The following is a 24,274-nucleotide window of genomic DNA, read 5'->3' on the forward strand; positions in this document are numbered from 1 at the left end:
ATTATTTTTTCTTTTTAGTAACTTTTGGTTTCTCCAGTTTTGGCTTACTCACTTTTGACTGTTTTAAAACCAAACCTGACAATGGTGGTAATTTTAAAATAATTGAGTTTTCCTTATTGTCCCAGCCTTCATCCAATTCTTGAGAAATTACCGCTTCAACTCCGCTTCCGCTGTATTTTTCATCATCAGAATTTAGCATGACTTCCCATTTTGTATCTTTCTCAACGCCAATTCTGTAATCAAAAGTGTTTGGCGTCAGGTTCAGAACTGTCATCAAAACTTCTTTGTTGTTTTTACTTTTTCTCAGAAAAATAAAAATTGAGTTATCACAATCATCGGCGTTGATCCACTCATAACCATTTGGCGAAAACTGCTGTTCGTACAAAGCCGGATTTGATTTATAAAGTCCATTAAGATCTCTTACAAACTCCTGAAGGTTTTTATGAATCGGATATTCCAGCAAATGCCAATCTAATGAGGTTGTGAAATTCCATTCGTTGGTTTGGGCAATTTCGTCGCCCATAAAGAGTAATTTTGCGCCCGGATTTGTGAACATGTAAACATACATCGCACGCAGATTAGCAAACTTTTGCCACTCGTCGCCGGGCATTTTATAAATTAAACTACTTTTTCCGTGAACTACTTCGTCGTGAGAAAGTGGCATCATATAATTTTCATTATACATATAGACACTTGTGAAAGTGATCTTGTTGTGATGATATTTCCTCGCAATCGGATCTTCTTTGAAATAATCCAAAGTATCGTGCATCCAGCCCATCATCCATTTCATCCCGAAGCCGATTCCATCAGCGTGGACAGGTTTTGTAAGTCTTGGAAAGTCGGAGCTTTCTTCAGCAATTGTTTGCACATCCGGAAATTCGCCATAAACCGCGATATTAAAATCCTGAAGGAATTGTTTCGCTTCCAGATTCACATTGGTTCCGTAAATATTCGGTTCCCATTCGCCTTCATTTCTGGAATAGTCGAGATGCAGCATTGATGTAACGGCATCTACTCTCAAACCATCTGCATGATAACGATCCAGCCAAAAGATGGCATTTGAAATTAAAAATGATTTGACCTCTGGTCTTCCGTAATTGAAAATATAAGATTTCCAGTCGGGGTGAAAACCTTTTCTCGGATCTTCGTGTTCATACAAAAAAGAACCATCGAAAAAATGTAAACCATTGGCATCGCCCGGAAAATGGGAAGGCACCCAATCCAGGAAAACGCCAATATTATTTTTATGAAGCTCAGAAATCAAATACATTAAATCCTGAGGAGATCCAAACCTGTTTGTAGCAGCATAAAATCCAGTGATTTGGTAACCCCAACTTGGATCATAAGGATATTCCATAACGGGCATAAATTCTACGTGGGTAAAATTCATGGCTTTGAGATAAGGAACAAGTTTGTCTGCAATTTCACCATAACTGAGATAGCGTTCTGGATTTCCCGGATCGCGCATCCACGAACCCAGATGGACTTCGTAGACAGACATTGGAGATTCCAGGCTGTTGTGCTTTGCGCGGTTTTTCATCCATTCTTTGTCTTCCCATTCGCACCAAGTAGTGGCAACTATTGAACCTGCCTGCAAAGCGTTTTCCAGACAAAGAGCGTAAGGATCTGCTTTTTCCAGCAGAATTCCTGTGTTGGTTCGGATTCCGTATTTGTAAACTTCCCCAAAATCAAGACCTGGAATAAAACCTTCCCAAATCCCAGATTGGTCCCAACGTCCCGCCAATTGATGAGAAAACGAATTCCATTGGTTGAAATTTCCGATCACAGAAACTTCCGTTGCCGTTGGTGCCCAAACTGAAAAATAAACGCCGGAAACGCCATCCACTTCAACTTTGTGAGAACCAAACTTTTCGTAAAGTCTGGTGTGTTTTCCCGAGCGGAAAAGATAAATATCAAAATCGGAAAATAGAGAATAAGGCTGAACGGTCATAGAATATTGCTGGTGAATGATAATTGATAAATGATTTATGATCAAATATTACAACCTTACCAAGATAAAGAAATTAATCGATACATAGAATTTTTTTTTGTTAATTTGATAATACGTGATAGATTGAAGGTGGCCTTAGTTACTATGGAGTTAAATCCTTCATTATGCCCGAAATCATTTTGATGATTTTTGGCTTCTGTTTTTTTTTTAATCCGCTTTGGTTTTTCCATTTTTCACGAACATAGACCATATCGCCAACATTGTCTACAACAAGGTTTCCTACGACAACGCTTAACCATAATTCTTTTTCAATCTTGTCTTTTTTGGTGTTTTGTTAATGTTTTGTGGTAAGTTATTGGATTTGTTTTCCACTTGCATTGAGATGGATTGTGACTTTTATACTTTGTTTTCAATTAGAACATCAATAAGTTATATATGCAAAATAGGAATAGGTAATTTTTTTCTGATTTTTTTGAGAATATTTTGTCTTTTACGGAAAACCGTACAAAAAATTGAATGTGCAAATGTAGGTTTGCAAATAAATAACGAATCACTGAAATATTATTGCAGTACGATATATTAAAATTGTGTTTCGTATTGCATTTTGCCTTTATGGACATTAGAATTATCATCAGAATACACAATTTGGTCAACATCCAGCAAACGGGTAATCCAAAAACTCTGGCTGAATACATGAAGTCTGAAATGAATGCGCCGATCGTGTATAATTATAAGAAACAGAGCTATTGCTATACGGAGGATGCGGGGTTTTGTTTTGTGAGGAAAAACTAGTAATATTTATAATAATCAATGAATTTTATAACACATAATCCTTATCGGATAATTGGCATAACAGCTAATGCGTCTGCAAGAGAAATACAAGCTCGTAAAGGTAAAATACAAGCTTATGCCAAAGTTGGAAAACAAATTACGTCTGAATTTGATTTTAGCTTTTTGCAAAGTATAAAGAGAGATAGTATCATACTAGAAAAAGCAGTTTCGGATATAGAACAAAATCAGAATAAAGTAATCCATTCTCTTTTTTGGTTTACAAATTCGAATCCCGTTGACAATACAGCTATACAATATTTAGTTGGAGGGCAAAGATTTAAAGCGATAGAAATTTGGGGTAAACTTACTCAAAATAAAGAAATTAATTCGAAAAACTTTTCTGCGTTTAATAATATCGGAACACTTTATTTACTTGAAGAAAATAAAGAAAAGATAAAGCACGGAATTACATCTAAAATAAAACTAATAGAATCGGAAAGTTTTATAGACTTTGTTCATTCAGTTGCTGATGAAACTTTTTCCATTGATAAAAACAAACAAATTGAAACATTGATTAATCAATTGTTAATTCAATTTAAAAATAAATATTCCATTTCTGAAACAATGGAGTTGTTCAGTAGCTGCAACGGAAATATACAGAAATACCTTTCTAAAAAGTTTACCGAGGGGCCGATTCATAAAATTGAAATTCATATTGAGCAAACAAAAAACAAACGTAGCAAGAAAAAAATTGACAGTTTCCGTTTTGGGAGGGAATTATATGACAATACGAAAAGTGATTTAACGCTCTTAAAATCTATTTTAGGAAATACCAATCTGCAATATAAAATCTTGGCTGATAACATAGCTAAGGAATTACTGCAATGTTCAGTCGACTATTTCAACGAAAGCCAAGCATTAAAAAAAAGTAACAATTACCTTGAAGATTCTTTAAAAATATCAAAATGGGCAGAAAGCGTAGCTGTTAGCGAAGCCACAAAATCTAAGGTCAGAGAAGATATTAAGACGATTGAAGGGATGAAAGACAAAGAGCTTAATCAAGCTATTGCGATATTGAGTTCCATTAAATTTGCCTACGAAAAGGCAATCACTGAGATTGATGTACAGGTTGCAAAGATGAGAATAACAATGTCATTTAATCAATCAATCAATTATTCTAAAATAGACAATATGAAAGCAAAATGTCTTAATTGGGATAAAGTGGTTGAACTGGTAAGTAATGGAATAAATGCAAATGATGCAAATATAATCCAACGAAGTTCAAATCAAACGAAAATAAACGAGTATAAAGAACTTGTCAATTTCCTATTCTCAAAACTTGGTCCATTTCAGATAAACAAGTTAAAACATCTTTGCTATTGGAAGGATGTAACACCACAACAAGCTAAATCGACCGCCAAACAAGTTGGGTCAACTATTGGAAAAGCTACTGACGGTTGTTATATCGCCACTATGGCATACGGAAGCTATGAACATCCAAAAGTATTAGAATTAAGAAAATTTAGAGATGAAATTTTGCGAAAGACTCTTGCAGGTAGGCTTTTTATTAAAATTTACTATTCTATTTCACCTAAGCTTGTTAAAATTTTAAAAAATAATAAAACTATAAATGATCTTATCAGAAAAGGACTAAATCAATTTATTAAACTATTAAAATGAACAAAACACTACTCATTCCCATTCTTCTTTGTGCAACGCCACTTTTCGCACAAGAAAAAAAATCAGACTTGCAACAGAAGGAAATTGTTGCATTAAACCAAAAATTAAACAATCAACAAATTATAATCAGTAAACAAAAAACTGAACTTGCAAAACTTTCTGTTAAGACCGAAAAACAGGAAAAACAAATTGATAGTCTGAAAATTGAAACAAATAAGAATGTTCAAAATATTCAAGCAATTGCCAATGATTTAGGTACAAAAATTCAACAAACAGAAACTACTGCAAAAGACAGCATTTCCAAGTTGGACAAAGATGTAAATACAAACCGTTTGTATTGGATTATTGCAACTTTAGCAACCTTGCTTTTAGGTGGTGTTTTATATTGGCTTTTAGGCAAACGTATAGCAACAAGCAAAACCGATGTAGAAACACAAATCAAAAACACCAAAAAATCTTTGGAAGAAGAAAGCATTAAATTAGACAGCAAACTGGTGGAGGTGTTGGACACTCAATTGAAATTGAGACAAGAAGAAAAACAAATCGTTTCTGCAAATTCAACTATCGAAATCGACCATTCTTTGGCTTTGAAAGTGGCTGATGAAATTGTTCGTATTCATAAAAATTTACAGCAAATGGATGTCAATACCAAAGGATTAAAACAACTTTCTGCATCTGTAAAAAGAATCCAAGACAATTTCGCTTCCAACGGTTATGAATTAGTTGAAATGCTTGGAAAAGAATACAACGAAGGAATGAAAGTAATAGCCAATTTTATTCCAAGCGAAGATATTGAAACAGGAAAACAAATTATTACAAGAATTATCAAACCTCAAGTTAATTTTAAAAACGAAATGATTCAATCTGCACAAATTGAAGTCAGTGTAGGTGAATAAAAAAACAAAACTATGGCAAGAACAAAAATAGATTATGGTATCGACTTAGGTACAACCAATTCCGCTATTTCAAGAATGGAAAATGGAGAAATTATTATAAAAAAAACAGATTTAGGAAAAGACACAATGCCTTCTTGTGTATATTTTGACCCAAAAAAGGCTATTAAAGTTGGTGACACCTCATACAATAGATTGAGAAATGACAAACTTAAAGCTATGAAAAATTGGAGTGATGAGGTTAATGTCTTTATCGAATTTAAACGAACCTTAGGAACTGATAAAAAATACTCTAGTTCTAATTTGGGATTCTCTTTAAATTCAGAAGAATTGTCGGCAGAAGTTTTAAAAACATTAAAATCTTTTGTAAAAGATGACCAGAATATCAACGCTGTTGTGATTACTGTTCCTGCTGCATTTGCAAATAATCAAAAAGAAGCTACTAGAGAAGCAGCAAAATTAGCTGGTTTTGACCATATTGAATTATTGCAAGAGCCAGTAGCTGCTGCAATGGCTTATGGATTGGATAGCAAAAAGAAAAACGGCTATTGGTTGGTTTTCGACTTTGGAGGTGGAACCTTTGATGCGGCTTTACTGAAGGTAGAAGATGGAATTATGAAGGTTGCAGATACGGAAGGGGATAATTATTTAGGTGGTAAAAATTTAGATTTAGCAATTGTTGATGAAATTATTTTGCCTTATATCAAGGAAAATTATTCAATTGATTCCATTCTGGAGGATGATAATAAAAAGCAGATTTTGCGTAATGCAATGAAATTTTATGCAGAAGAAGCTAAAATACAACTTTCGTTTAACGAAACACATAATGTACTATCTGATTTAGGAGATATTCCAGGCGAAGACGATAACGGAGAAGAATTTGAATTGGACATTACTGTTACACAACACGATATGGAAAGAGCATTAGCTCCTATTTTCCAAAAATCTATTGATATTTGTAAGAAACTTTTAGATAGAAACAACTTAAAAGTTTCGTCTTTAGATTCTTTGATTTTGGTTGGCGGACCGACTTTTTCGCCTGTTGTTAGAAAAATGTTGGAGCAACAAATTTGTAAACCCGATACAAGCGTTGACCCAATGACAGTGGTTTCAAAAGGTGCGGCATTATATGCTTCAACTGTTGATATTTTAGAAGAAATCAAAGAACAAACACGAGATAAATCAAAAATTCAAATCGAAATCGGACACGAAGCATCAACCGTAGAATTGGAAGAATTTGTTACGCTGAAAATACTAGCTGACAAGACGGATGGAAATATTCCCCAAAAAGTATTTGCAGAAATTAGCCAGAGTGGAATTGGAAGGGACTGGTCAAGCGGAAAAGTTGAAATCAATGAAATTGGCGAAGTGATTGAAACTCATTTAAACGAAGGTAGGACTAATCGTTTTGTAGTTACATTATATGATGACAAAGGAAACATTTTAGAAAGTGAACCGAAAGAGTTTACGGTAATTCAAGGTTCAAAAATCGGAAGTGCAACTTTGGCTTATAATATAGGTATTGAAATCAAGAAACGAGAAACGGGAAAAATTGTTTTTGAAACGGTGAAGAACCTAGAAAAAAACAACTCTATTCCTGCTGTTGGCACAAGAAATGGGCTGAAAACACAAAAACAAATCCGCCCAGGAATGGATTCTGATTTTATTAAAATTCCAATCTATGAAGGAGAACACGAAGCGGATGGAACGAGAGCTCTTTACAATAATCACGTAAAAGATATAATTATTAGTGGGTTAGATTTACCTGCATTACTTCCGGAAAACAGTGATGTAGATTTAACTGTAAATGTAGATAGGTCAGAAAAGATTACCGTAACAGCCTATTTCCCTTACTTAGACTTTTCTTTTGAAGCCACTGTAGAAAGAACCGTTCAATCAGTAGAAACCAATTGGCTTTCTAATGAAATCCGAAAAGCAAAAGGAAGTATTGAAGAACTCAAAGAACAAGGAATTCAAGAAGATAAAGTTCAGAAAATAGAAAGTGAAATTGCTGAGTTAGAAAAGAAATTTGAAAACAACAAAAATGATGCGGACAGCAAACAAGAAGTTTTGACCAACCTTAGAAAAACGCTTAAATCCATTGATGAGTTAAGTGAAACCACAGAATGGCCAAAATTAGAAGAAGAACTAAAAGAGGAATTTTACAGATTAGAGAAAGTAAATAAGGACTTAGGGAATGATAAAACAACTCAAATTGTAAATCAATTACGAAACCAGCTGGAAGAAGTTTTGAAAACGCAAGACATAAAATTAGGTAAAGCGTTAGCAGAAGAAATTCATTCCGTATTCTTCCAAATGACTTTAGTATATCAATTGATTAACTTCATCAGACAACACAATCAAAATTTTGGTTCATACCATTGGAAAGATAGTAACAGAGCAAGACAATTGCTAAATGAAGGTTTGCAACAAATTGGAGAAAATCCAACATCAGAGGACTTACATCCCATTGTTATTAAATTAATCAATTTAATGGTTTCTGACCCAAGCAAGGCTTGTCCTTCTTGTGGTAAATTAGGTTGCAACAATGAATGTATTCTTGAAGGATAAATGAGTAACACGAAATCTATATTAACAAAAGGTCAAATCATTGACAACAAATATTCGGTTAGCTTCTTTCTGAAAAAAGGAAGCTATGCCGAAACTTATCGTGTGCAAAACGAAGCTAAAGAAACGAAATTTCTAAAACTTTTTGACTTTTCGAAATTGCATCGTACACAGTTTACAGAAAGCGGAGATATTTTGGAAATCGAAATACTAAAACAAATCAAACATTCCAATTTAGTAAAGTACAGCGATGATGGAAATATCGTAATTGACAACCAAAAATTGGCTTATGTAGTGTTGGATTTTGTAAGTGGCGAAACTTTAGCAGATAAAATGAAACGTGAGAACACGCTGAATTTATATGAAGCAAAAAATATTATTTTAAGTGTTTTAAATGGTTTGAATAATTTACACAACAAACAAATCATACACAACGACATTACCAACCAAAATGTAATGTTAGACTTATCAGGTAAAGTCGCCATTCCTAAAATCATAGATTTTGGTTATGCTCGGTTCTTAAAACAATCGAATAAAGATTTTTTAAAAGACGGTTTGAATTTATTTTATACAGCAAATGAAACTTTTAATAAAGTCTTTTCATTCCAAAGTGATATTTATTCTGTAGGTGCATTGTATTATCAATTATTGACAGGTCTTCCACCCTATTTTGTAGAAATCTCAAAATATAAATCCGATAAAATACAATTAGAGGATGTTATTTTAGATGAGCGAAAAAAGCCTTTAAAGTTTTCTGACAAGATTGACGAACGGACACAAAACATCATAAAGAAAGCATTACAACCAAAAGCAGAAAACCGTTTTAAATCTGTAAAAGAATTTATTCAAACATTGAACGGAGAACTGGAAGTTGAGCTTTCAATTCCATCAGAAAAATTTGCCAAAGTTCAGCCCAAAGAAATTAAGAAAGGAAAAGGATTTTCAGCCATTGCAGGAATGCAAGAACTGAAAGACACCATACAGTTAGATGTGATTGATGCTTTGAATCATAAAGAAAGGTACGCAGAATACGGCTTGACTATTCCGAACGGTATGTTATTGTACGGTCCGCCAGGTTGCGGAAAGACTTTTTTTGCGGAGAAAATGGCAGAAGAAATCGGCTTTAATTTTTATCAAATAAAACCTTCTGACATTCAAAGTAAATGGGTTAATGCTTCGCAGGAAAATATTAAAAATTTGTTTGATGAAGCAAAACAAAACGCACCAAGTATCATTTTTATTGACGAATTAGATGCACTTGTTCCAAACAGAGATACATCAAACATAAGCCATATGAACACTAGTGCCGTAAATGAATTTTTAGCACAAATGAATAATTGCGGAGAAGACGGAATTTTTATTGTTGGTGCTACAAACAGACCAAATGCTATTGACCCAGCAATTTTACGTTCAGGAAGACTGGACAAACACATTTATTTGCCACCGCCGGACTTTGAAGCTCGAAAATTGATGTTTGAATTGTACTTAAAAAAACGTCCGACAGAAATCGGTTTGAATTACGAAGAACTAGCAAAGTCAACAGAAAACTATGTTTCAAGCGACATCAAATTTCTATGTGATGAAGCTTCAAGAAAAGCTTTGAAAGAAAGTGTAAGAATAACAAACGTTATTGTTTTGGAAACAATTAGAAATAACAAACCATCGGTTTCTTTACAGGAATTGAACAGCTATTTAGTAATTAGAGCTAAAATGGAAAGAGCAGAAAATAACAATCCTCAAGATAATAAAATTGGCTTCCGAAAATGACCATCATCAAACTCATCCTCGCCACCCTCCTCCTACTCTGTCTTCTAAAAATGCCCTACGGCTACTACCAACTCGTGCGGTTTATCAGCTTTGTAGGTTTCGGATACTTGGCATTTGAAGCAAACAAAAACAAAGATGAGAAAATGGTTATTGCATTTATCGCTTTAGCACTATTGTTTCAGCCATTTATAAAAATTGCACTCGGCAGATTTATTTGGAATATTATAGATGTGGTGGTTGCAGTATTTCTAATTATTTCAATTTTAAAAAATAAAAAAAACCATGAAAAAAATTAATTTGGTAACAGTTCTTAGCTTATCACTTCTCTCTTGCACACAAAAAGAAGGAACAAATTTTAATGAAACGAATATCATTCATGATAGTACTTCTTCAGTTAACAATTATGAAAACGTAACGCCTCAAGAAACTGAAGAAGAAAAAAAAATCCGTAAAAATAATGAAGAAAAACTTCGAAAGGAAAAAGAAGCGGAACAACTGTATGGGAATAATTCATTGGAAACCGGCGCTACTCCTTACTCCAAATATTATGGTGACAATTCAGATTGCGAAGATCGAGGATGTTCAAAAATCAATGTAACGGCCAGTAATTCTGATGTTCTAGTTACCATTAAAAAGAATGATGAGGTCGTTCGCCACGCTTATATTCAAGCAGGAGACAGCTACACTTTTTCTTTTCCAAACGGAACTTACCAAGCTTTTTTCTATTATGGAAAAGGTTGGAACCCAAACAAAGTCATGAAAAATGGAGAACTAGAGGGTGGTTTCGTATCAAACGAAGAAGTAGGGAAAGATGACCCTCAATCATTGTTTAATAATATTTTGGAGTATGAATTGGTCTTGCAACAAAATGGAAATTTCAGCACTCGTCCCAGTAATATAGAGGAAGCACTCTGAAAGAAGAGATATCTCAAAAAAATAGAGCTGTCAGAAAAACTTAAATCAAAACTCCTTTTGATCATTAAAAAACCACAGCTAGCAATAATTTGAAAATCCCATTAGACACTCAGCCGAATGGGATTTTTTGATTATTTTTTGATTGAATTAAATTCTGAACCCGCCAGAAACTGAGAAAACTGGAAGTTGGTCATCTCCAATCCAATTTTAGCTGGTAGTGGTGGAAAATCTTCGGTAAAGACGCAAAAATATCCGGATTGCTCCGCGCAGAGATTTGCGCAATTGTAAGGGATTTATGGAGAAGCGAACAAGTCTGCACAATCCTCAATCTAAATGGTTTTATCTGCGTACTCTGCTCTCTTCTGACCATTCATCAGACTTATTTGGTAATATGTTCTTCTATTATAGGGCATTCCTATCTTCGAAGTACAGTTCTAGGAAAGCTCAGAAATATCAAAAATATTGAAATGATCAACGTCTTTGTTGATATTATCCGTCAAAAACCAATTGATGTCCAGACAACTTTCTCATAAAATATCCTTGTAAAATTCTTTGATGGTAATTGAATTCATCTAGTTGTAAAAATCAAAGAAAGTGATTTTGAAGTCTCGTCGATATAATTGGTATATCGACTTTTAATAAATTGTGTACATAAACCTATTAATGCATAAAGGCAAAAAAAAATTAGTTCAGTTTTATCCAAATCATCAATTGAAATGATAAATTCTTAATTTAATGAAAATAAAATTTCACTTATGGATATGATAGGAAATCTGCTTCGGGTAACAAGGTCTGAGCTCGAAGATTATTTGAAAGACAGTTTACTATTGGAAGACAAAATCTTTGATGACGAAACTGAAACTGAAAATCTGACCGACATTAAAAGATTTTCTAAATATATAAATTGTAGAGTACTCCGAAAATTAACTTGTTGAATAAAACCTAACTACAAATTTTTAATAGCGGGCGGAAAATTTCCAATTTACATTTCGTGCATTCCTCAAAATTTGTACTTTTAGTTAAAAGAAAAACAATGAAAGAAACGGATCAACACAACGAAAGAATTGCAAAAATGACCTTTGCTTCCGTTTATCCCCATTACAAAACTAAAGTTGAAAAAAAGGGACGAACATTGGAGGAACTGGAGCAAGTCATTGAATGGTTGACAGGTTTTGATTACAAAAAAATTCAGGAACTCATTGATCAGAAAGTAACCCTCGAAACTTTTTTTGATCTTGCAAAACTTCATCCCAATGCAGAACTGATCAAAGGAACAATCTGCGGATACAAGATCGAAGAAATCGAAAATCCTTTGACAAAAAAGACAAGATACCTCGATAAGCTGATTGATGAATTGGCAAAAGGAAAAAAAATGGACAAAATTTTAAGACAGTAATGATGGCAAAACAAATTTTTATCAATCTCGCAGTGAAGGACCTTGAAAAATCTATTCATATTTTTGGCTTTATTACATTCCAAATTTATTAGCCGAAATACTTTGCATAATTACGTGAAAACAAAATTCTTATCAATTTTCCTTGGACTACTTTGGACAATTCCATTACTTGGACAAGTTCAAAATGATGTTAAAAAAGTTCTCGCTACAAAGGACTTCGTTGCGTTAAAAAAATATACTGACAATCTATCAAAAAATGAAAAGCAAATAAGCTTACATTGGGCATTTTTGCGTGACCTGACAACTGATTTTCAGGAAGGAGTCTTTATTTTTGACAAATCAGTTCCAGACAAACACAATCCAGAGACAAGTTCGATGTACACTTATCGTGTGAACCTCGTTACGACCAAAACCAATATTGTGTACTATGAACTTAGTGAAAAGAAATACAAAAGTGTTGGAAACGATTGGCAACCGTACTATGAGACCATTGATAGTTTTAAAAATGATAGTGTTTTTGGTGAATTAAAAAGTTCTTTCAAGAGCATTTATCAGTTAGATTTAAATGAAAATGATTTATTTATAACAGATTTTGTGTACGGTTCACAATGTGGTATTGCTGGCACAAGTCCAGAAGGCAGAGCGCAAATGGACGAATGGGTCAAATCTAATAATAAAACCGAAATAATAAAGTGGTTGAAATCAGCAAATGCAGAAAAACAAGTGTACGCAGTTGAAGGACTTCAACAATTAAAAACCGCTGACTCAAAATTGACCGAAGATGAAATAAGGATGATTAACATCGTTTGTGATAAAAACGGAACAATCTATGTCTGTTCAGGCTGTATTCACAGTAATCGGGATATTCGCAGTGTGACGAGACACATACCGTTGACTATTTAATCATCTTGTCCGAATCCAATGACAGAAATCAATTTTAAAAGAAGCGCTTTCAACACCAGCATTATTCTTTGTGTTGGTGCTATCATTGTTTGTTCCTATTTAATCTACAATGAATACAACATTCCTGAAAGAGTTGCACTGAGTTTGTTTCTAATTGCTATTTTATTTGTCTTAATATTTAGATTAAAACAATTCTACAAAATGTACAGTTCAGGAAATAATGTTGCGCTGAAAATTGATGAATTCGGTATTGAAAACAATACGCAAGCTAAAAGTTATTTCATCAGCTGGAGTGAGATTAGCACCTTTGAAATTGGACATTTCAGAACCCGCCAAATCTACATTAAACCAATAAATCCAAATCACTTTCCACGAAAAAAATGTTTTGGACTTTACTTCACTTCCAAGCCAGAACTTTTGTGGATAGACAGCGATATGATTGACATAAAACGAGATGAGTTAATTAACATTTTAAATAGAAAACTTCATAATTATAATAAAAAAAGTAACAACAATTCCGTTAAAACAAATCAATCATAAAAACTCAAACATCAAGAGATGAAAAAACTACTACTAACTTTATTTTTTACAATCAGCATCCTCGCTTCTGCACAAGAATTGCCAACCGAACCAGCAAAAGGTTTTGCCTTCCCTATCGGAACAAAGTTTACAATCAAACTACATCCTACCGACTCTACTAATTTTGATTTTTCAATCATCGAATTTGAACCATTTCAAGAAGTAATCGATAGTTGGGAAAAAAGTAAACTATTTAAGGAAAAAGGTCTGGATGGAACAATAGAATTTTACTTTTGTTTAGGAACACACGGCAAGACCGAAGAAGAGAAACAAAAAAATATGAAAGTGTTGCTTTTGATGAAGAACAGGACAAAATATGCTCTTTCCTACAAATCAGATATCCAGACTGTTGAGGATAGAGAATTCAAAGAAACTTCAAATGTCGGAACTTTTCCCAATGCACAAGGAACAGAAATTTGGCCCTATATGATTCAGCAAATTGGTTTGCACGATTTCGCGATAATGAAGCAGTAAAATAATTTCCCAGAAGAAAATTCTTCACACATTACCAGAACAAACAATACCATTCTTGGAAAGCATTTTGCTGTTGCTTTCCCAAAATGAAAGTTATGAGAATCATTTGTTTTTCAATTCTATTTTTAGCAATCACCTCTTGCGCGACAAAAAAATACACCAAAGCCAACTTACTTCCCAAAGGCATAAAATCTGCGACAGAAGAAGTCTATGACGTTTCAAATGGTCAAAGAAAACTTCTCCAGAAAAAGGAAATGGTCTTCACCAAAAATGGCAGAATCAAATCTTCCAAAACCGTTGATTCCGACGGAAAGCTCTTGCAAACCACCGAAAAAAAACTTTGGTTCACGGTGGAAAGATATCCCGACAAAGATTCCTACTATTGCAAAACGCGATGGAAACCGAATCAGCGGGAACGCATCAGTTGCTACACGAAAAAACAATACAAACAGAACGAAAGCATCTACCATTACAACAAAAACGGTAGCATCGACAAAATAGTTGATAATTTTGAGACCTTCAACACGCGTCAATTTCATTATGCTAATGATGAACTTTCCAAGATTGTCGTCACAGGAAAAGACAATCAAAAGATTGATGAATTAACAATAAAATGCATCTCAAAAGACGAAAATGGAACTTGCCTGAAACAAACCAGAACTTCCACGAAATCAAACGAAAAGGAAGAAATTTTAATTAATCCGAAGTATGATTAGGTCTAATTATTAGAATTTAAACAAACTCTTGATAAAATCCTTGTTCAAAAACTTGTCCAACGGATAGATTTTCAGGAAGTAATTTCCAATGAAAAGCAGAATCAAAACGACGCTTGGTTTGTAGAAAAGATTCAAAATATTATGTTCAAAATCTGGCAACAGAATCGCCACATTGATTGACAGAAATCCCAAAATCAAAGCGTACATCATCTCGATTCCCAATGGAAAAACTTTGAACTTGACGTAGTTGAAAACGATTTTGATGATATTAAATAAAGACAACGAAATCGCGTAAGCAACGGCAATTCCGAGAATTCCCAAGTCTGTGTAAGTCAGGAAAATCATATTAAGGCTAATCGTGAGAACCGCTAAAATCAGCATCACCACAATATTGAATTTGTAAAACTTGGACAACGAAATAATATGACCGTTGAAACCAGTCGCCAAGTCAAACAACATCGCAAATCCTAAAATCCAAAGAACTGGCTCTGCACTTCGCAAATCCTCGCCATTCTTCATAAAATCTGCCAAATAAGGAAATCCTACAACGATGCAACAGAACAAAACCAAGCCTAAAAAAAACAGACTGAGCGAGGTTTTCTTATGAAACCTGTCCAGCTCGTCGTAATCGCCGTTCGCAAGAACTTTATTGATGATAGGCGCAGAAATATTGAAAAGTCCCATCTGCGGAACTACGATAATAGAGATGATTGAAAAAATATTGCTGTAAATCCCGTTTTCCTCAAAACTGATGTATTCGCCAATCATAAAATTATCAATTCTGATGGCGATGTAATTCCCAATATTCCCAAGAAATCCGAACAAACTGTAAGTGAAAATCTCACTGTAAAATTTGTCCTTTTTGAAATAATCCAAATTGAAATCCGGTTTGATTTTCTCCAAACGATTGGTGTAAAATCCGTATCCAAACAATGAAATCACGAACATCATAAAGAAAAACCCATAAGCCGATTTTTCTGCGAATCCCATAAAAAAGAAAAGGCAAAATGCGCCAAGATTGGCAATCTTCGGGACAAAGTTTTCGAAGATATTCGGAACTACAATTCGTTTGTAATTGGTCAGAAATTTATTGAAAACCGAAGACAAGGCCAAAACCAAAACCATTGGCAGAATCAGGCGTTTCATTTCCCAGAGTCGACTTTCCTTGAGACTCGGAAAGAGATTATTGAGTAGAAAATAAGCGCCGATAAAAATCGCAAAATTGATGAAAATCGCTAGCAAACTGAGCGACAACATATTATGGTGTTTCCCATCAGCATTCACTTTGCTGAAGAATTTGACGTTGGAAAAACTGAGTCCAAAAACCACGATTGGAACTATCATTTCGGCAGTTGGCAAAATGTAACGGAGCTTTCCATAAAACTCCATATCGTACGGAAAAATGAAAATCGCCGAAAACGTTCCCAGCAAAAAACCGAGATAACCAATGATGGAATATTTTATACCTTGTCTTGCAACGACGCTCATAGTTTCAATTTAAAGTTCTAAGTTTTTGTCAGCCTGTAGTTCTTGAAGACTTGGTAAAAATATGATGTTATTGATGTAATCTTTGTAATTCTTCACATTGTCAGGGTTTTGCAGATTCAGGAATTCTTCTGTCAAAGTTTTCAGCTTCAAAGATTCTCTGTCGAGATAATTGACAGAATATCCCCACTCTGCAATTTCGGAAATCAAAGTCCATAGATTGTCTTCGTGATGGCGTTGTTCCATTTCCACCATCAAAATTGGTTTGAATCTCTCAATCGTTTTTTTCGCGCCTCGCAAAGTTTGCATCTCATTGCCTTCCACATCAATTTTGATAAAATCGAGTTGTTGAAAATTCAAATTGTCAGTCTGAGCGTCGAAGACCAAGTCATCCAAAGGCTTCACCTCTACTTTTTGAAGAATGGTTTTCTCTTCATTTTTCTCTTTGATGGAAGTCTGCAAAGTCCCTCTCGTATGGATTTTTTCACCATTGATTACAGGAATTTTAAATTCGGCGATTGTTGAAATATCAGATAAAGCAACCGACGACAAATTCACTTTCGGGAACAATCTTCCCAATCTTTTGAACAACTGCGGATTGGGTTCGAAAGCGTAAATATTTCCTGGTTTCAAGTGGTCTTCCAAAGTGAAAAGATAGGCACCAACATTGGCTCCAACATCCATAAAGACAGCATCTTTCGAAAGAATATTTTTAATCCAAAGAAACTCAGGCTCCACTTTTCTTGCCAACAGATTATGAGCATCCAGACCTTTCAGTTTTTTGAAAAATCGGCTTTTGTAGAAGGTTGGCGAAATGTATTGTAGATTCTCAGCAAGCTTACTGTAAACGCTCATAAAGTTGTTTCATAAAGAAATGAACGACAAAGAAAAGGGATTTATTTTACAAATCATAAAATTTTGTTAAAATAATAAAGTCGAAGCAGTGACGATTTATTTGAAAAAATTATTTTTTGCGATGTAATCTGCACTGATTTTTAAGCTATCAAACATATCCTTATCGCTGGAATCCTGTTCTACAAACCAATGTTTCAGTCCAGCTTTTTCTCTTGCTTCGAAAATAGTTTTGAAGTCAATCGTTCCGTTTCCAATCTCGGTAAAATCTTTGGTCCCAGCTTTCATATCCTTCACGTGCCACAGCGGAAATCTTTTGGGATATCTTTCAAAATATATAAGCGGATTCAAACCCGCTTTCGCCATCCAATAAAGGTCGAGTTCCATTTTGACCAAATCAGGACACGTATTATCTAAAATGAAATCATAAACAGTTATTTCATCAAATTTTCCAAATTCAAAATCGTGGTTGTGATACGCGAATTCGATTCCTGCTTTCTTGGTTATTTCGCCAGATTGATTAAGCAATTCGGGCAGTTTTTTATAATATTCCAAAGTCCTTTCTTCCTCGAAAAGATAAGAGCAAACCATATATTTGGAACCGATGAAATGTAAATCTTCCACAGATTTTTCCCAATCGTTGAGCAAAGTTCCTTTAGTATTATGGACAATTCCGGTCGTGTGGTGCGAGCTGATGACTTCCAAACCGACATTCTTCAGAATCGCTAGAAATTCCGTTCTGGTTTTCCCGAAGAAAGTGCCGTCGTACCCGTAAATTTCAACTTGATTAAATCCCAATTTCACTAACTTTTCCAACGCTTTTTCCAAGTTATCAGAAATCGCATCCCGAACCGTGTACAATTGGATGGCTAAAGGTTTTCTAATATTCATCATATTTGAAGTTCCGCAAGTGTACAATCCTAAAAATCCTAACGAAGACAAGGCGATAAAATCTTTTCGGTTCATTATCGATTTTAAATTTGATTAAAGGTATTTAAATTTGACAAAAGAGAGTTTAAAATTAACCACATAGGCACATAGAAAAACTGCAAATTTATTAAAGTTAGATAAAATAGAAATAGTCGTTCAACTATTTTCTCTTAATTGCCTTATAAAAACTATGTTTCTATGTGGTTCATCAATAAGACAAACCTTAAATGTTTTGATAATCATCTTCATAGACAGATTTGTAAAAAATCACATTAAAAATCCCCAAACTTGTTTTAAATTTGATTTTTAAATTGTCTTTAAAAAAAATTTAAATTACTTTTATGAAATACTTACTTATAATTATGTTTTCACTTTTCGGATTTTCAAAAAACAAAGCGCAGGCAAAATCGATTCACAGTTTCAAAGTAGAAGCCTTGGATGGCTCTACGATTGACTTTTCTAAGTTCAAAGGCAAAAAAATATTGGTTGTAAATACGGCCTCGGAATGTGGTTTTACACCGCAATATGCTGATCTTGAAAAACTTTACGAGCAGTACAAAGACAAATTGGTTGTCGTTGGTTTCCCGGCGAATAACTTTGGAGGACAAGAGCCTGGCGCAAATCACGAGATCGCTACCTTCTGTCAAAGAAATTACGGTGTCCAATTTCCTATGGCTGCAAAGATTTCTGTAAAGGGTGACGACATCGCGCCAATCTACAAATTCCTGACAGACAAGAAAGAAAACGGTGTGAAAAACACAAAAATCCTATGGAACTTCACCAAGATTTTGCTTGATGAAAAAGGAAATGTGATTGACAGCTTCATCAGCACCACAAATCCAACGAGCGAAAGCATCACGAAATATTTGAAGTAGACGGAAGTTGGATGATGGAAGTCAAAAGTTAAAAAAAAGAAAGCGTTCAAATTATTGAACGCGTTTTCTATTCTATTTATCGATTCGTAAAAACTTTCCATTTTTATCGAATTCCAAATCAATGTCGTTGATGAGATCAACCTTTATTTTATTATTTTCCTTATCGATTGATTCAACATTTACACCTTTATAGTTCTTAGCAAGATATGTCTTGATGCTTGCTGGAATCAAAGCTGCTGGAACGCCTTGTTTGTCGCTGATTTCTTCCCAATTGCCATTTTTATCGAAGTCGATTTCTGCGCCGTTGTTCAGTTTCACTTCATACTTCTTTCCAACAACCGTCGTCTTTGCTTCGTACTTAGATACCGTTGCTTTTGGATAATATTTTGCCAGAAAGCTTTTGATATTTGCAGGCATTTGCTGGAAATTCAATGAAACATTAGTTGACTTCATTTCTGATTTAAAAGCAATTTCTTTCTTGTCAGCAGCTTGCAAAAACAAAGTTCCCGACAGCAGCATTACTAAACTTAGATTATTTAATTTCATAACAAATTATTTTTTTGAATTTAATAAAACCTTAGTCAACAAAAAAGCGACCAAAATAGTCGCTTGTATTATTTTAAAATCAAAATCGATTTAAACAAAAGGCAATTTTACCACTTTCGCAGGAATGTCTTTGTTTCTAATTCTGATGAAAATCTCTGAATCTAATTTGAAGTTCGGTTTATCCACGTAAGCCAATCCTATTCCGACTTTTTTCATTGGTGACATTGTTCCGGAAGTTACTTTTCCGATGATTTTTCCTTCTGCATCCACCACTTCATAATCGTGTCTTGGGATTGCTTTTTCCAGCATTTCGAAACCTACCAATTTTTTGATAACTCCCTCTGCTTTTTGATTTTCCAAAAATGCTTTATTCACAAAATCTTTATCAAATTTTGTAATCCAACCTAATCCAGCTTCAAGTGGAGACGTTGAGTCGTTGATATCGTTTCCGTAGAGACAAAATCCTTTTTCCAATCTCAAAGTATCTCTGGAAGCCAATCCGCAAGGAATCAACCCAAAATCTTGTCCAGCTTCTGTAAGCGCGTCCCAGATTTGCTCCGCATTGTCATTATTAAAATAAATCTCAAAACCGCCACTTCCTGTGTAACCTGTATTCGAAATGATGACATCCGAAAAACCGGCTAAAGAACCCACTGTGAAATGATAATATGGAATCGCTGACAAATCTGTCTCGGTCAGTTTTTGAAGAATCTCAGTTGCTTTTGGACCTTGGATGGCAATCAATGACATTTCGTCTGAAGCGTTGGTCATCTTCGCTCCGAATTTCTCATTGTATTTAGCGATGTGATTCCAGTCTTTATCGATGTTTGAAGCATTTACGACGACGAAATATTTCTCATCTTCCATTTTGTAAACAATCAAATCGTCCACAATTCCACCAGTTTCGTTTGGCAAACAAGAATATTGTGCTTTTCCGTTCTCAAGCGCATCCACATTGTTGGAAGTTACAAATTGCAAAAGGTCTTTGGCAGACGGACCTTCGATGAAAAACTGTCCCATATGAGACACATCGAACATTCCCGCTTTTTCGCGGACAGCAAAATGCTCCTCGTTGATTCCGGCATATTGAACAGGCATTTCGAAACCTGCAAAAGGAACAATCTTAGCTCCCAAAGAAACGTGTTTATCGTATAAAGCGGTCTTTTTCATCTACTTTTTTATTAATTTATTTATTGCAAGCAAATCTAAAAATTTATTATGAGTTTTTGGTTATGAATGGTAAGTTACATTTCCAAATTAATATCATTTTTAGATTGCGACATTAATGTTAACTTTGCGATTCAAAATAAAAACTATGAGCGACACGATTCTTTGCCCGAAATGCCAATCCGAATTCACTTACGAACAAGACAATCTGCAGGTTTGCTCTCAATGTTTCTACGAATGGGACCCGGCGGAAGTTTCTACGGAAGGAAAAATTTTCGATTCTCTTGGCAAGGAATTGCAAAACGGAGATTCTGTGATTGTCATCAAAGACCTTCCTGTAAAAGGCGCTCCAAAAGATATCAAGGCTGGAACGAAAGTAAAAAACATTAGACTAAGACCAGAAAGTGACCACAATATTGATTGTAAAATTGATGGTTTTGGGTCGATGGCTTTGAAGTCTGAGTTTGTGAGAAAAGCTTAGTTGAAAAAATAGATAAAAAACACTTCGACTCCGCTCAGTGTGACAAGTTTAATATTAATTGTCAGGCTGAGCGGAGTCGAAGCCTTTTAGATATTAAACAAAAAAAAGGAAAAATTTGGCAGGGTCGACTTTCAAAGACTTTGATTGCTTGCGCTAATTTCGGTCCTTAGGGGCAGAAAGAGAATTAACCAAAAATTTCCTGATGTATTTTCGTTTAGCAAAATTAGAAATTATTTTTAATTCAACAAACTGGAAATCTATAAGTTATCCATATTTTATCCACAAAAAAAACAATTTAATTATTGAGTGGGAATTTTAACGCAAAGTCCGCAAAGATTTTTTTTGAAATTATTGAAAATATTTTAAGGTTCGCAAAGACGTAAAACTCATCAAAGTTTATAATTAATCAGGCAATATAATTTAATTATAAAAATTTAAGATTCACTTTCCCTTCCAGAAATTCGTCTGTATATATAATGATTGGCTTATCATTAATCAATAACTTGTTTCGGTAATGAGAACCGGCGAAACGGCTGTCAGAAACGGTGGCCTCTACTCCACTTTCGGCAATTTTTATTTGATGTGGGAAGTAATTGGTTTTCTTTAAATTCAATTGAGACTTTTCTGCTTCCGTGAAAATATTGACTTCTCCAAGAAGCCTTGCAACGTAATCATTGTAAGGATTTTCGTAGGTTTCTTTCGGAGAATCATTTTGAATTAATCTTCCCTGCTGGAGAACCACAATGTTATCTGCCCAAGGTAAAACTTCTTCCAAATTGTGCGTTGAAATAATCAAACTGAGATTATTTTCTTTGACATAATTAAAAAGCTTTTCCCTCAACTCAAATTTTCTGGAAAAATCCAAGTTGCTGAAAGGCTCATCCAACAAAAGCATTTTAGGAAGAACTGCCAAAGCCCTTGCAATCGCAACTCTTTGCTGTTGTCCGCCACTCAGATTCTTTGGAATCACTTTCGCAAATTCCGTCAAACCAACGACATCCAATAATTCTTCTACTTTCGCTTTTTTCTCTTTGAGATTGATGTTGGAAATGAATTTCCCGACGTTGTCATAAACGGTTCCGTACGGCATCAAATCGTAGTTTTGAGCTACAAATTTCATTTGAGATTCACCTGGAACGAGATTGCCTTTTGGTCCAAATAGTTTTTCGCCTTCAAACAAAATGTCGCCACTTTGCCAATCAATCAAACCATAAATCAAACTTAATAAAGTCGATTTTCCACAGCCACTTTCGCCAACCAAAGCGATGATTTGTCCTTCATCCACATTCAGATTAAGATTTTGAAACAATGGTTTATCGGTCTGATAATTGAAATACAGGTTTTTAACTTCTAACAACATCTTGCAAAATTAGTGGTTGAAATCGTAATAATTTTATTATTTTAGCAAAAACACAAATTTAGACATTATTTAAAAATTTCATTATGAAAAAGACAACTTTAATCTCCGCCATTTTATTGATTTCCGCTTCGGTTTTCATTATTTCTTGTGGAAAAGACAAACCTGTGACCAGCGAAAGCAATGAAGTTTTGACAACATCCGACGGACAAGTTTATGTTGTGGATACGCTAAATAGTAAAGCGGAATGGAAAGGTTTCAAAGTTGTAAAGTCTGATAACACAAGCCACATTGGTAGCCTTAAGTTTGAGAGCGGCGAAGTGACCGTAAAAGACAAAAAACTGGAAAGCGGGCAATTTGTATTGGCAATGAATTCACTTACAAACGAGGATTTGACCGATGCAGAATCGAACGGAAAACTTCTAGGACATTTGAAAAGTCCGGATTTCTTCGACACTGCCAAATTCCCGAATGCTTCCTACGAAATCACGAAAGTGACTGAAGCACCTTCCGGAAGCGACTACAACACTATTCTCGACGGAAATCTAACTTTAAAAGGTATTACAAAACCATTCAGTTTTAACGCAAATGTAAAAGTTGACAAAGGAGAACTGATGATTGCTACAGAACCAAAGGACATCAACAGAGATGAATTCGGAATTAAATTCCAAATGCCAGCTGCGGAAGGATTGATTAAAAACGAAATCAACATTCAGGTGAAAATAAAAGCACTGGAAAAGAAATAATTTAAAGATTCTGGAAACAAGACTTAAGAATCAGGATTTAGAATTAAAAATTGAAATCTGCTTTACAAAAAGGCAGATTTTTTTATTTTAAAATCGTATTTTTGCAATCTATATTTTATATATACAATGCTAGAGAAAATTGATGACCTATTGGTAGAAGTACAGAATTTCCAGTCCTCTGCCAAAGATGAAATAGAACAATTCCGACTGAAGTTCAATGGAAAAAAAGGAATCATGAATGATTTCTATGATTCTTTGAAGCAAATTCCCAATGAGCAGAAAAAAGATTTTGGACAGAAAATCAATATCTTAAGAAACTCTGTGAATGAAAAACTGGAAGAATTAAAATTGGCTACAGAAAGCAAAATCATTCTTGAAAAGGAAGATCTTTCCAGACCTGCATTTCCTCTGGAACTTGGTTCCCGTCATCCAATCAATCTGGTTAAAAACAGAATCATCGAAATCTTTAAATCCATTGGTTTTGCCGTTGCAGACGGACCTGAGATCGAAGACGACTGGCACAACTTCACTGCACTAAATCTTCCGGAATATCATCCAGCGAGAGATATGCAGGACACGTTTTTCATAGAGCAAAATCCGGATGTTTTACTGAGAACGCACACGTCATCTGTTCAAATCCGATATATGGAGGAAAACGAGCCGCCGATGAGAATCTTGGCGCCTGGAAGGGTTTTCAGAAATGAGGCTGTTTCTTCACGTTCGCATTGTATTTTCCATCAGATCGAAGGACTTTATATTGACGAAAATGTGAGTTTTGCAGACCTTAAACAAACCATTCAATTTTTTACGACGGAACTTTTCGGAAAGTCGAAAATCAGAATGAGACCTTCTTACTTCCCTTTCACAGAGCCGAGTGCGGAAGTTGATGTTTATTGGGGATTGAACTCAGAAACCGACTACAGAATCACAAAAGGAACTGGCTGGCTGGAAATTATGGGTTGCGGAATGGTAGATCCTGCAGTTCTTAAAAATGTAAATATCGACCCAGATAAATTCTCAGGCTATGCTTTCGGAATGGGAATTGAGAGAATCGTAATGCTGCTTTACCAAATGAGCGACATCCGAATGTTCTTCGAAAATGACGTGAGAATGCTGGAGCAATTCAAAAGTCTATAAAAAAAATAAGTCTTATATAAATCTGATCCTGTGAAAAATTTTCACAGGATTTTGATTTCTCTATTATACTGTAATAAATTATTCC

23 protein-coding genes are annotated in these 24,274 nt (G+C 34.6%); 16 read left to right on the plus strand and 7 right to left on the minus strand.

Annotated elements, in window-relative coordinates; translation table 11 throughout:
• Position 1: 1 nt before the first annotated feature.
• Complete coding sequence (gene glgB, locus LUD75_RS07590) at positions 2 to 1,951, minus strand: 1,4-alpha-glucan branching protein GlgB (protein ID WP_232705632.1); 1,950 nt, start codon at positions 1,949 to 1,951, stop codon at positions 2 to 4.
• An 810-nt stretch (positions 1,952 to 2,761) separates the two neighbouring features.
• Here glgB and LUD75_RS07595 point away from each other — a divergent pair.
• The 12 genes from LUD75_RS07595 (at position 2,762) to LUD75_RS07650 (ending at position 14,613) form a co-directional block, all read left to right on the plus strand.
• Entirely contained in the window at positions 2,762 to 4,402 is a 1,641-nt protein-coding gene (locus tag LUD75_RS07595) for a CFI-box-CTERM domain-containing protein (protein ID WP_232705084.1), read from the plus strand.
• Positions 4,399 to 5,298 (plus strand): hypothetical protein, encoded by a 900-nt coding sequence (locus LUD75_RS07600; RefSeq protein WP_232705085.1) that lies wholly within the window; start codon positions 4,399 to 4,401, stop codon positions 5,296 to 5,298. The genes LUD75_RS07595 and LUD75_RS07600 overlap by 4 nt, the downstream gene beginning before the upstream one ends.
• Positions 5,299 to 5,310: 12 nt before the next feature.
• Positions 5,311 to 7,866, plus strand: coding sequence for an Hsp70 family protein (locus tag LUD75_RS07605; RefSeq protein WP_232705086.1), 2,556 nt, complete (start codon positions 5,311 to 5,313; stop codon positions 7,864 to 7,866).
• Positions 7,867 to 9,630: an AAA family ATPase gene (locus LUD75_RS07610; RefSeq protein WP_232705087.1), complete on the plus strand. Its 1,764-nt coding sequence runs from the start codon at positions 7,867 to 7,869 to the stop codon at positions 9,628 to 9,630.
• Positions 9,627 to 9,926 (plus strand): DUF6804 family protein, encoded by a 300-nt coding sequence (locus LUD75_RS07615; protein WP_232705088.1) that lies wholly within the window; start codon positions 9,627 to 9,629, stop codon positions 9,924 to 9,926. Before LUD75_RS07610 ends, LUD75_RS07615 begins: the two co-directional genes overlap by 4 nt.
• Entirely contained in the window at positions 9,913 to 10,545 is a 633-nt protein-coding gene (locus tag LUD75_RS07620) for a hypothetical protein (protein WP_232705089.1), read from the plus strand. The genes LUD75_RS07615 and LUD75_RS07620 overlap by 14 nt, the downstream gene beginning before the upstream one ends.
• Before the next feature lie 761 nt (positions 10,546 to 11,306).
• On the plus strand, positions 11,307 to 11,480 hold the full coding sequence (locus LUD75_RS07625; RefSeq protein ID WP_232705633.1) for a YfbM family protein: 174 nt from the start codon (positions 11,307 to 11,309) through the stop codon (positions 11,478 to 11,480).
• 98 nt (positions 11,481 to 11,578) lie between these two features.
• The gene (locus tag LUD75_RS07630; protein ID WP_232705090.1) at positions 11,579 to 11,941 is read left to right on the plus strand and encodes a DUF2200 domain-containing protein; all 363 of its coding nucleotides are present in this window, start codon (positions 11,579 to 11,581) and stop codon (positions 11,939 to 11,941) included.
• Positions 11,942 to 12,055: 114 nt separating this feature from the next.
• Positions 12,056 to 12,844 (plus strand): hypothetical protein, encoded by a 789-nt coding sequence (locus LUD75_RS07635; protein WP_232705091.1) that lies wholly within the window; start codon positions 12,056 to 12,058, stop codon positions 12,842 to 12,844.
• Between the two features lie 120 nt (positions 12,845 to 12,964).
• Positions 12,965 to 13,384 (plus strand): STM3941 family protein, encoded by a 420-nt coding sequence (locus tag LUD75_RS07640; protein ID WP_317207315.1) that lies wholly within the window; start codon positions 12,965 to 12,967, stop codon positions 13,382 to 13,384.
• An 18-nt stretch (positions 13,385 to 13,402) separates the two neighbouring features.
• Complete coding sequence (locus LUD75_RS07645; protein ID WP_232705093.1) at positions 13,403 to 13,897, plus strand: hypothetical protein; 495 nt, start codon at positions 13,403 to 13,405, stop codon at positions 13,895 to 13,897.
• A 95-nt stretch (positions 13,898 to 13,992) separates the two neighbouring features.
• Complete coding sequence (locus LUD75_RS07650) at positions 13,993 to 14,613, plus strand: hypothetical protein (RefSeq protein ID WP_232705094.1); 621 nt, start codon at positions 13,993 to 13,995, stop codon at positions 14,611 to 14,613.
• 9 nt (positions 14,614 to 14,622) lie between these two features.
• Here the strand turns inward: LUD75_RS07650 and LUD75_RS07655 are convergent, their stop codons facing one another.
• The 3 genes from LUD75_RS07655 to LUD75_RS07665 all read right to left on the minus strand — a co-directional run bounded on the left by LUD75_RS07655 (position 14,623) and on the right by LUD75_RS07665 (position 17,916).
• Positions 14,623 to 16,101 (minus strand): lipopolysaccharide biosynthesis protein, encoded by a 1,479-nt coding sequence (locus tag LUD75_RS07655; protein WP_232705095.1) that lies wholly within the window; start codon positions 16,099 to 16,101, stop codon positions 14,623 to 14,625.
• 9 nt (positions 16,102 to 16,110) lie between these two features.
• Positions 16,111 to 16,953 carry an FkbM family methyltransferase gene (locus tag LUD75_RS07660; protein WP_232705096.1) on the minus strand — a complete coding sequence of 281 codons (843 nt, stop codon included), beginning with the start codon at positions 16,951 to 16,953 and terminating at the stop codon, positions 16,111 to 16,113.
• Positions 16,954 to 17,049: 96 nt separating this feature from the next.
• Positions 17,050 to 17,916 (minus strand): sugar phosphate isomerase/epimerase, encoded by an 867-nt coding sequence (locus LUD75_RS07665; protein WP_232705097.1) that lies wholly within the window; start codon positions 17,914 to 17,916, stop codon positions 17,050 to 17,052.
• Positions 17,917 to 18,221: 305 nt separating this feature from the next.
• Between LUD75_RS07665 and LUD75_RS07670 the strand changes: the two genes are divergently transcribed.
• On the plus strand, positions 18,222 to 18,755 hold the full coding sequence (locus LUD75_RS07670) for a glutathione peroxidase (protein ID WP_232705098.1): 534 nt from the start codon (positions 18,222 to 18,224) through the stop codon (positions 18,753 to 18,755).
• A gap of 72 nt (positions 18,756 to 18,827) precedes the next feature.
• Here LUD75_RS07670 and LUD75_RS07675 read toward each other — a convergent pair whose 3' ends face one another.
• Both LUD75_RS07675 and gcvT read right to left on the minus strand, forming a co-directional pair.
• On the minus strand, positions 18,828 to 19,301 hold the full coding sequence (locus tag LUD75_RS07675) for a PepSY-like domain-containing protein (RefSeq protein WP_232705099.1): 474 nt from the start codon (positions 19,299 to 19,301) through the stop codon (positions 18,828 to 18,830).
• Positions 19,302 to 19,391: 90 nt separating this feature from the next.
• On the minus strand, positions 19,392 to 20,471 hold the full coding sequence (gcvT, locus tag LUD75_RS07680) for a glycine cleavage system aminomethyltransferase GcvT (protein ID WP_232705100.1): 1,080 nt from the start codon (positions 20,469 to 20,471) through the stop codon (positions 19,392 to 19,394).
• Positions 20,472 to 20,616: 145 nt separating this feature from the next.
• Between gcvT and LUD75_RS07685 the strand changes: the two genes are divergently transcribed.
• Positions 20,617 to 20,949: a zinc ribbon domain-containing protein YjdM gene (locus tag LUD75_RS07685; RefSeq protein WP_034965113.1), complete on the plus strand. Its 333-nt coding sequence runs from the start codon at positions 20,617 to 20,619 to the stop codon at positions 20,947 to 20,949.
• 424 nt (positions 20,950 to 21,373) lie between these two features.
• On the opposite strand, the gene LUD75_RS07690 is transcribed toward LUD75_RS07685, so the two are convergent.
• Positions 21,374 to 22,309, minus strand: coding sequence for an ABC transporter ATP-binding protein (locus LUD75_RS07690; protein ID WP_232705101.1), 936 nt, complete (start codon positions 22,307 to 22,309; stop codon positions 21,374 to 21,376).
• 83 nt (positions 22,310 to 22,392) lie between these two features.
• Here LUD75_RS07690 and LUD75_RS07695 point away from each other — a divergent pair, with 83 nt between their 5' ends.
• Positions 22,393 to 23,052, plus strand: coding sequence for a YceI family protein (locus LUD75_RS07695; protein ID WP_232705102.1), 660 nt, complete (start codon positions 22,393 to 22,395; stop codon positions 23,050 to 23,052).
• A 126-nt stretch (positions 23,053 to 23,178) separates the two neighbouring features.
• Positions 23,179 to 24,189, plus strand: coding sequence for a phenylalanine--tRNA ligase subunit alpha (pheS, locus tag LUD75_RS07700; protein ID WP_232705103.1), 1,011 nt, complete (start codon positions 23,179 to 23,181; stop codon positions 24,187 to 24,189).
• Positions 24,190 to 24,274: the final 85 nt, after the last annotated feature.

Origin of the sequence: Epilithonimonas sp. JDS, from assembly GCF_021261315.1 — a bacterium.
Lineage (GTDB): Bacteria > Bacteroidota > Bacteroidia > Flavobacteriales > Weeksellaceae > Epilithonimonas.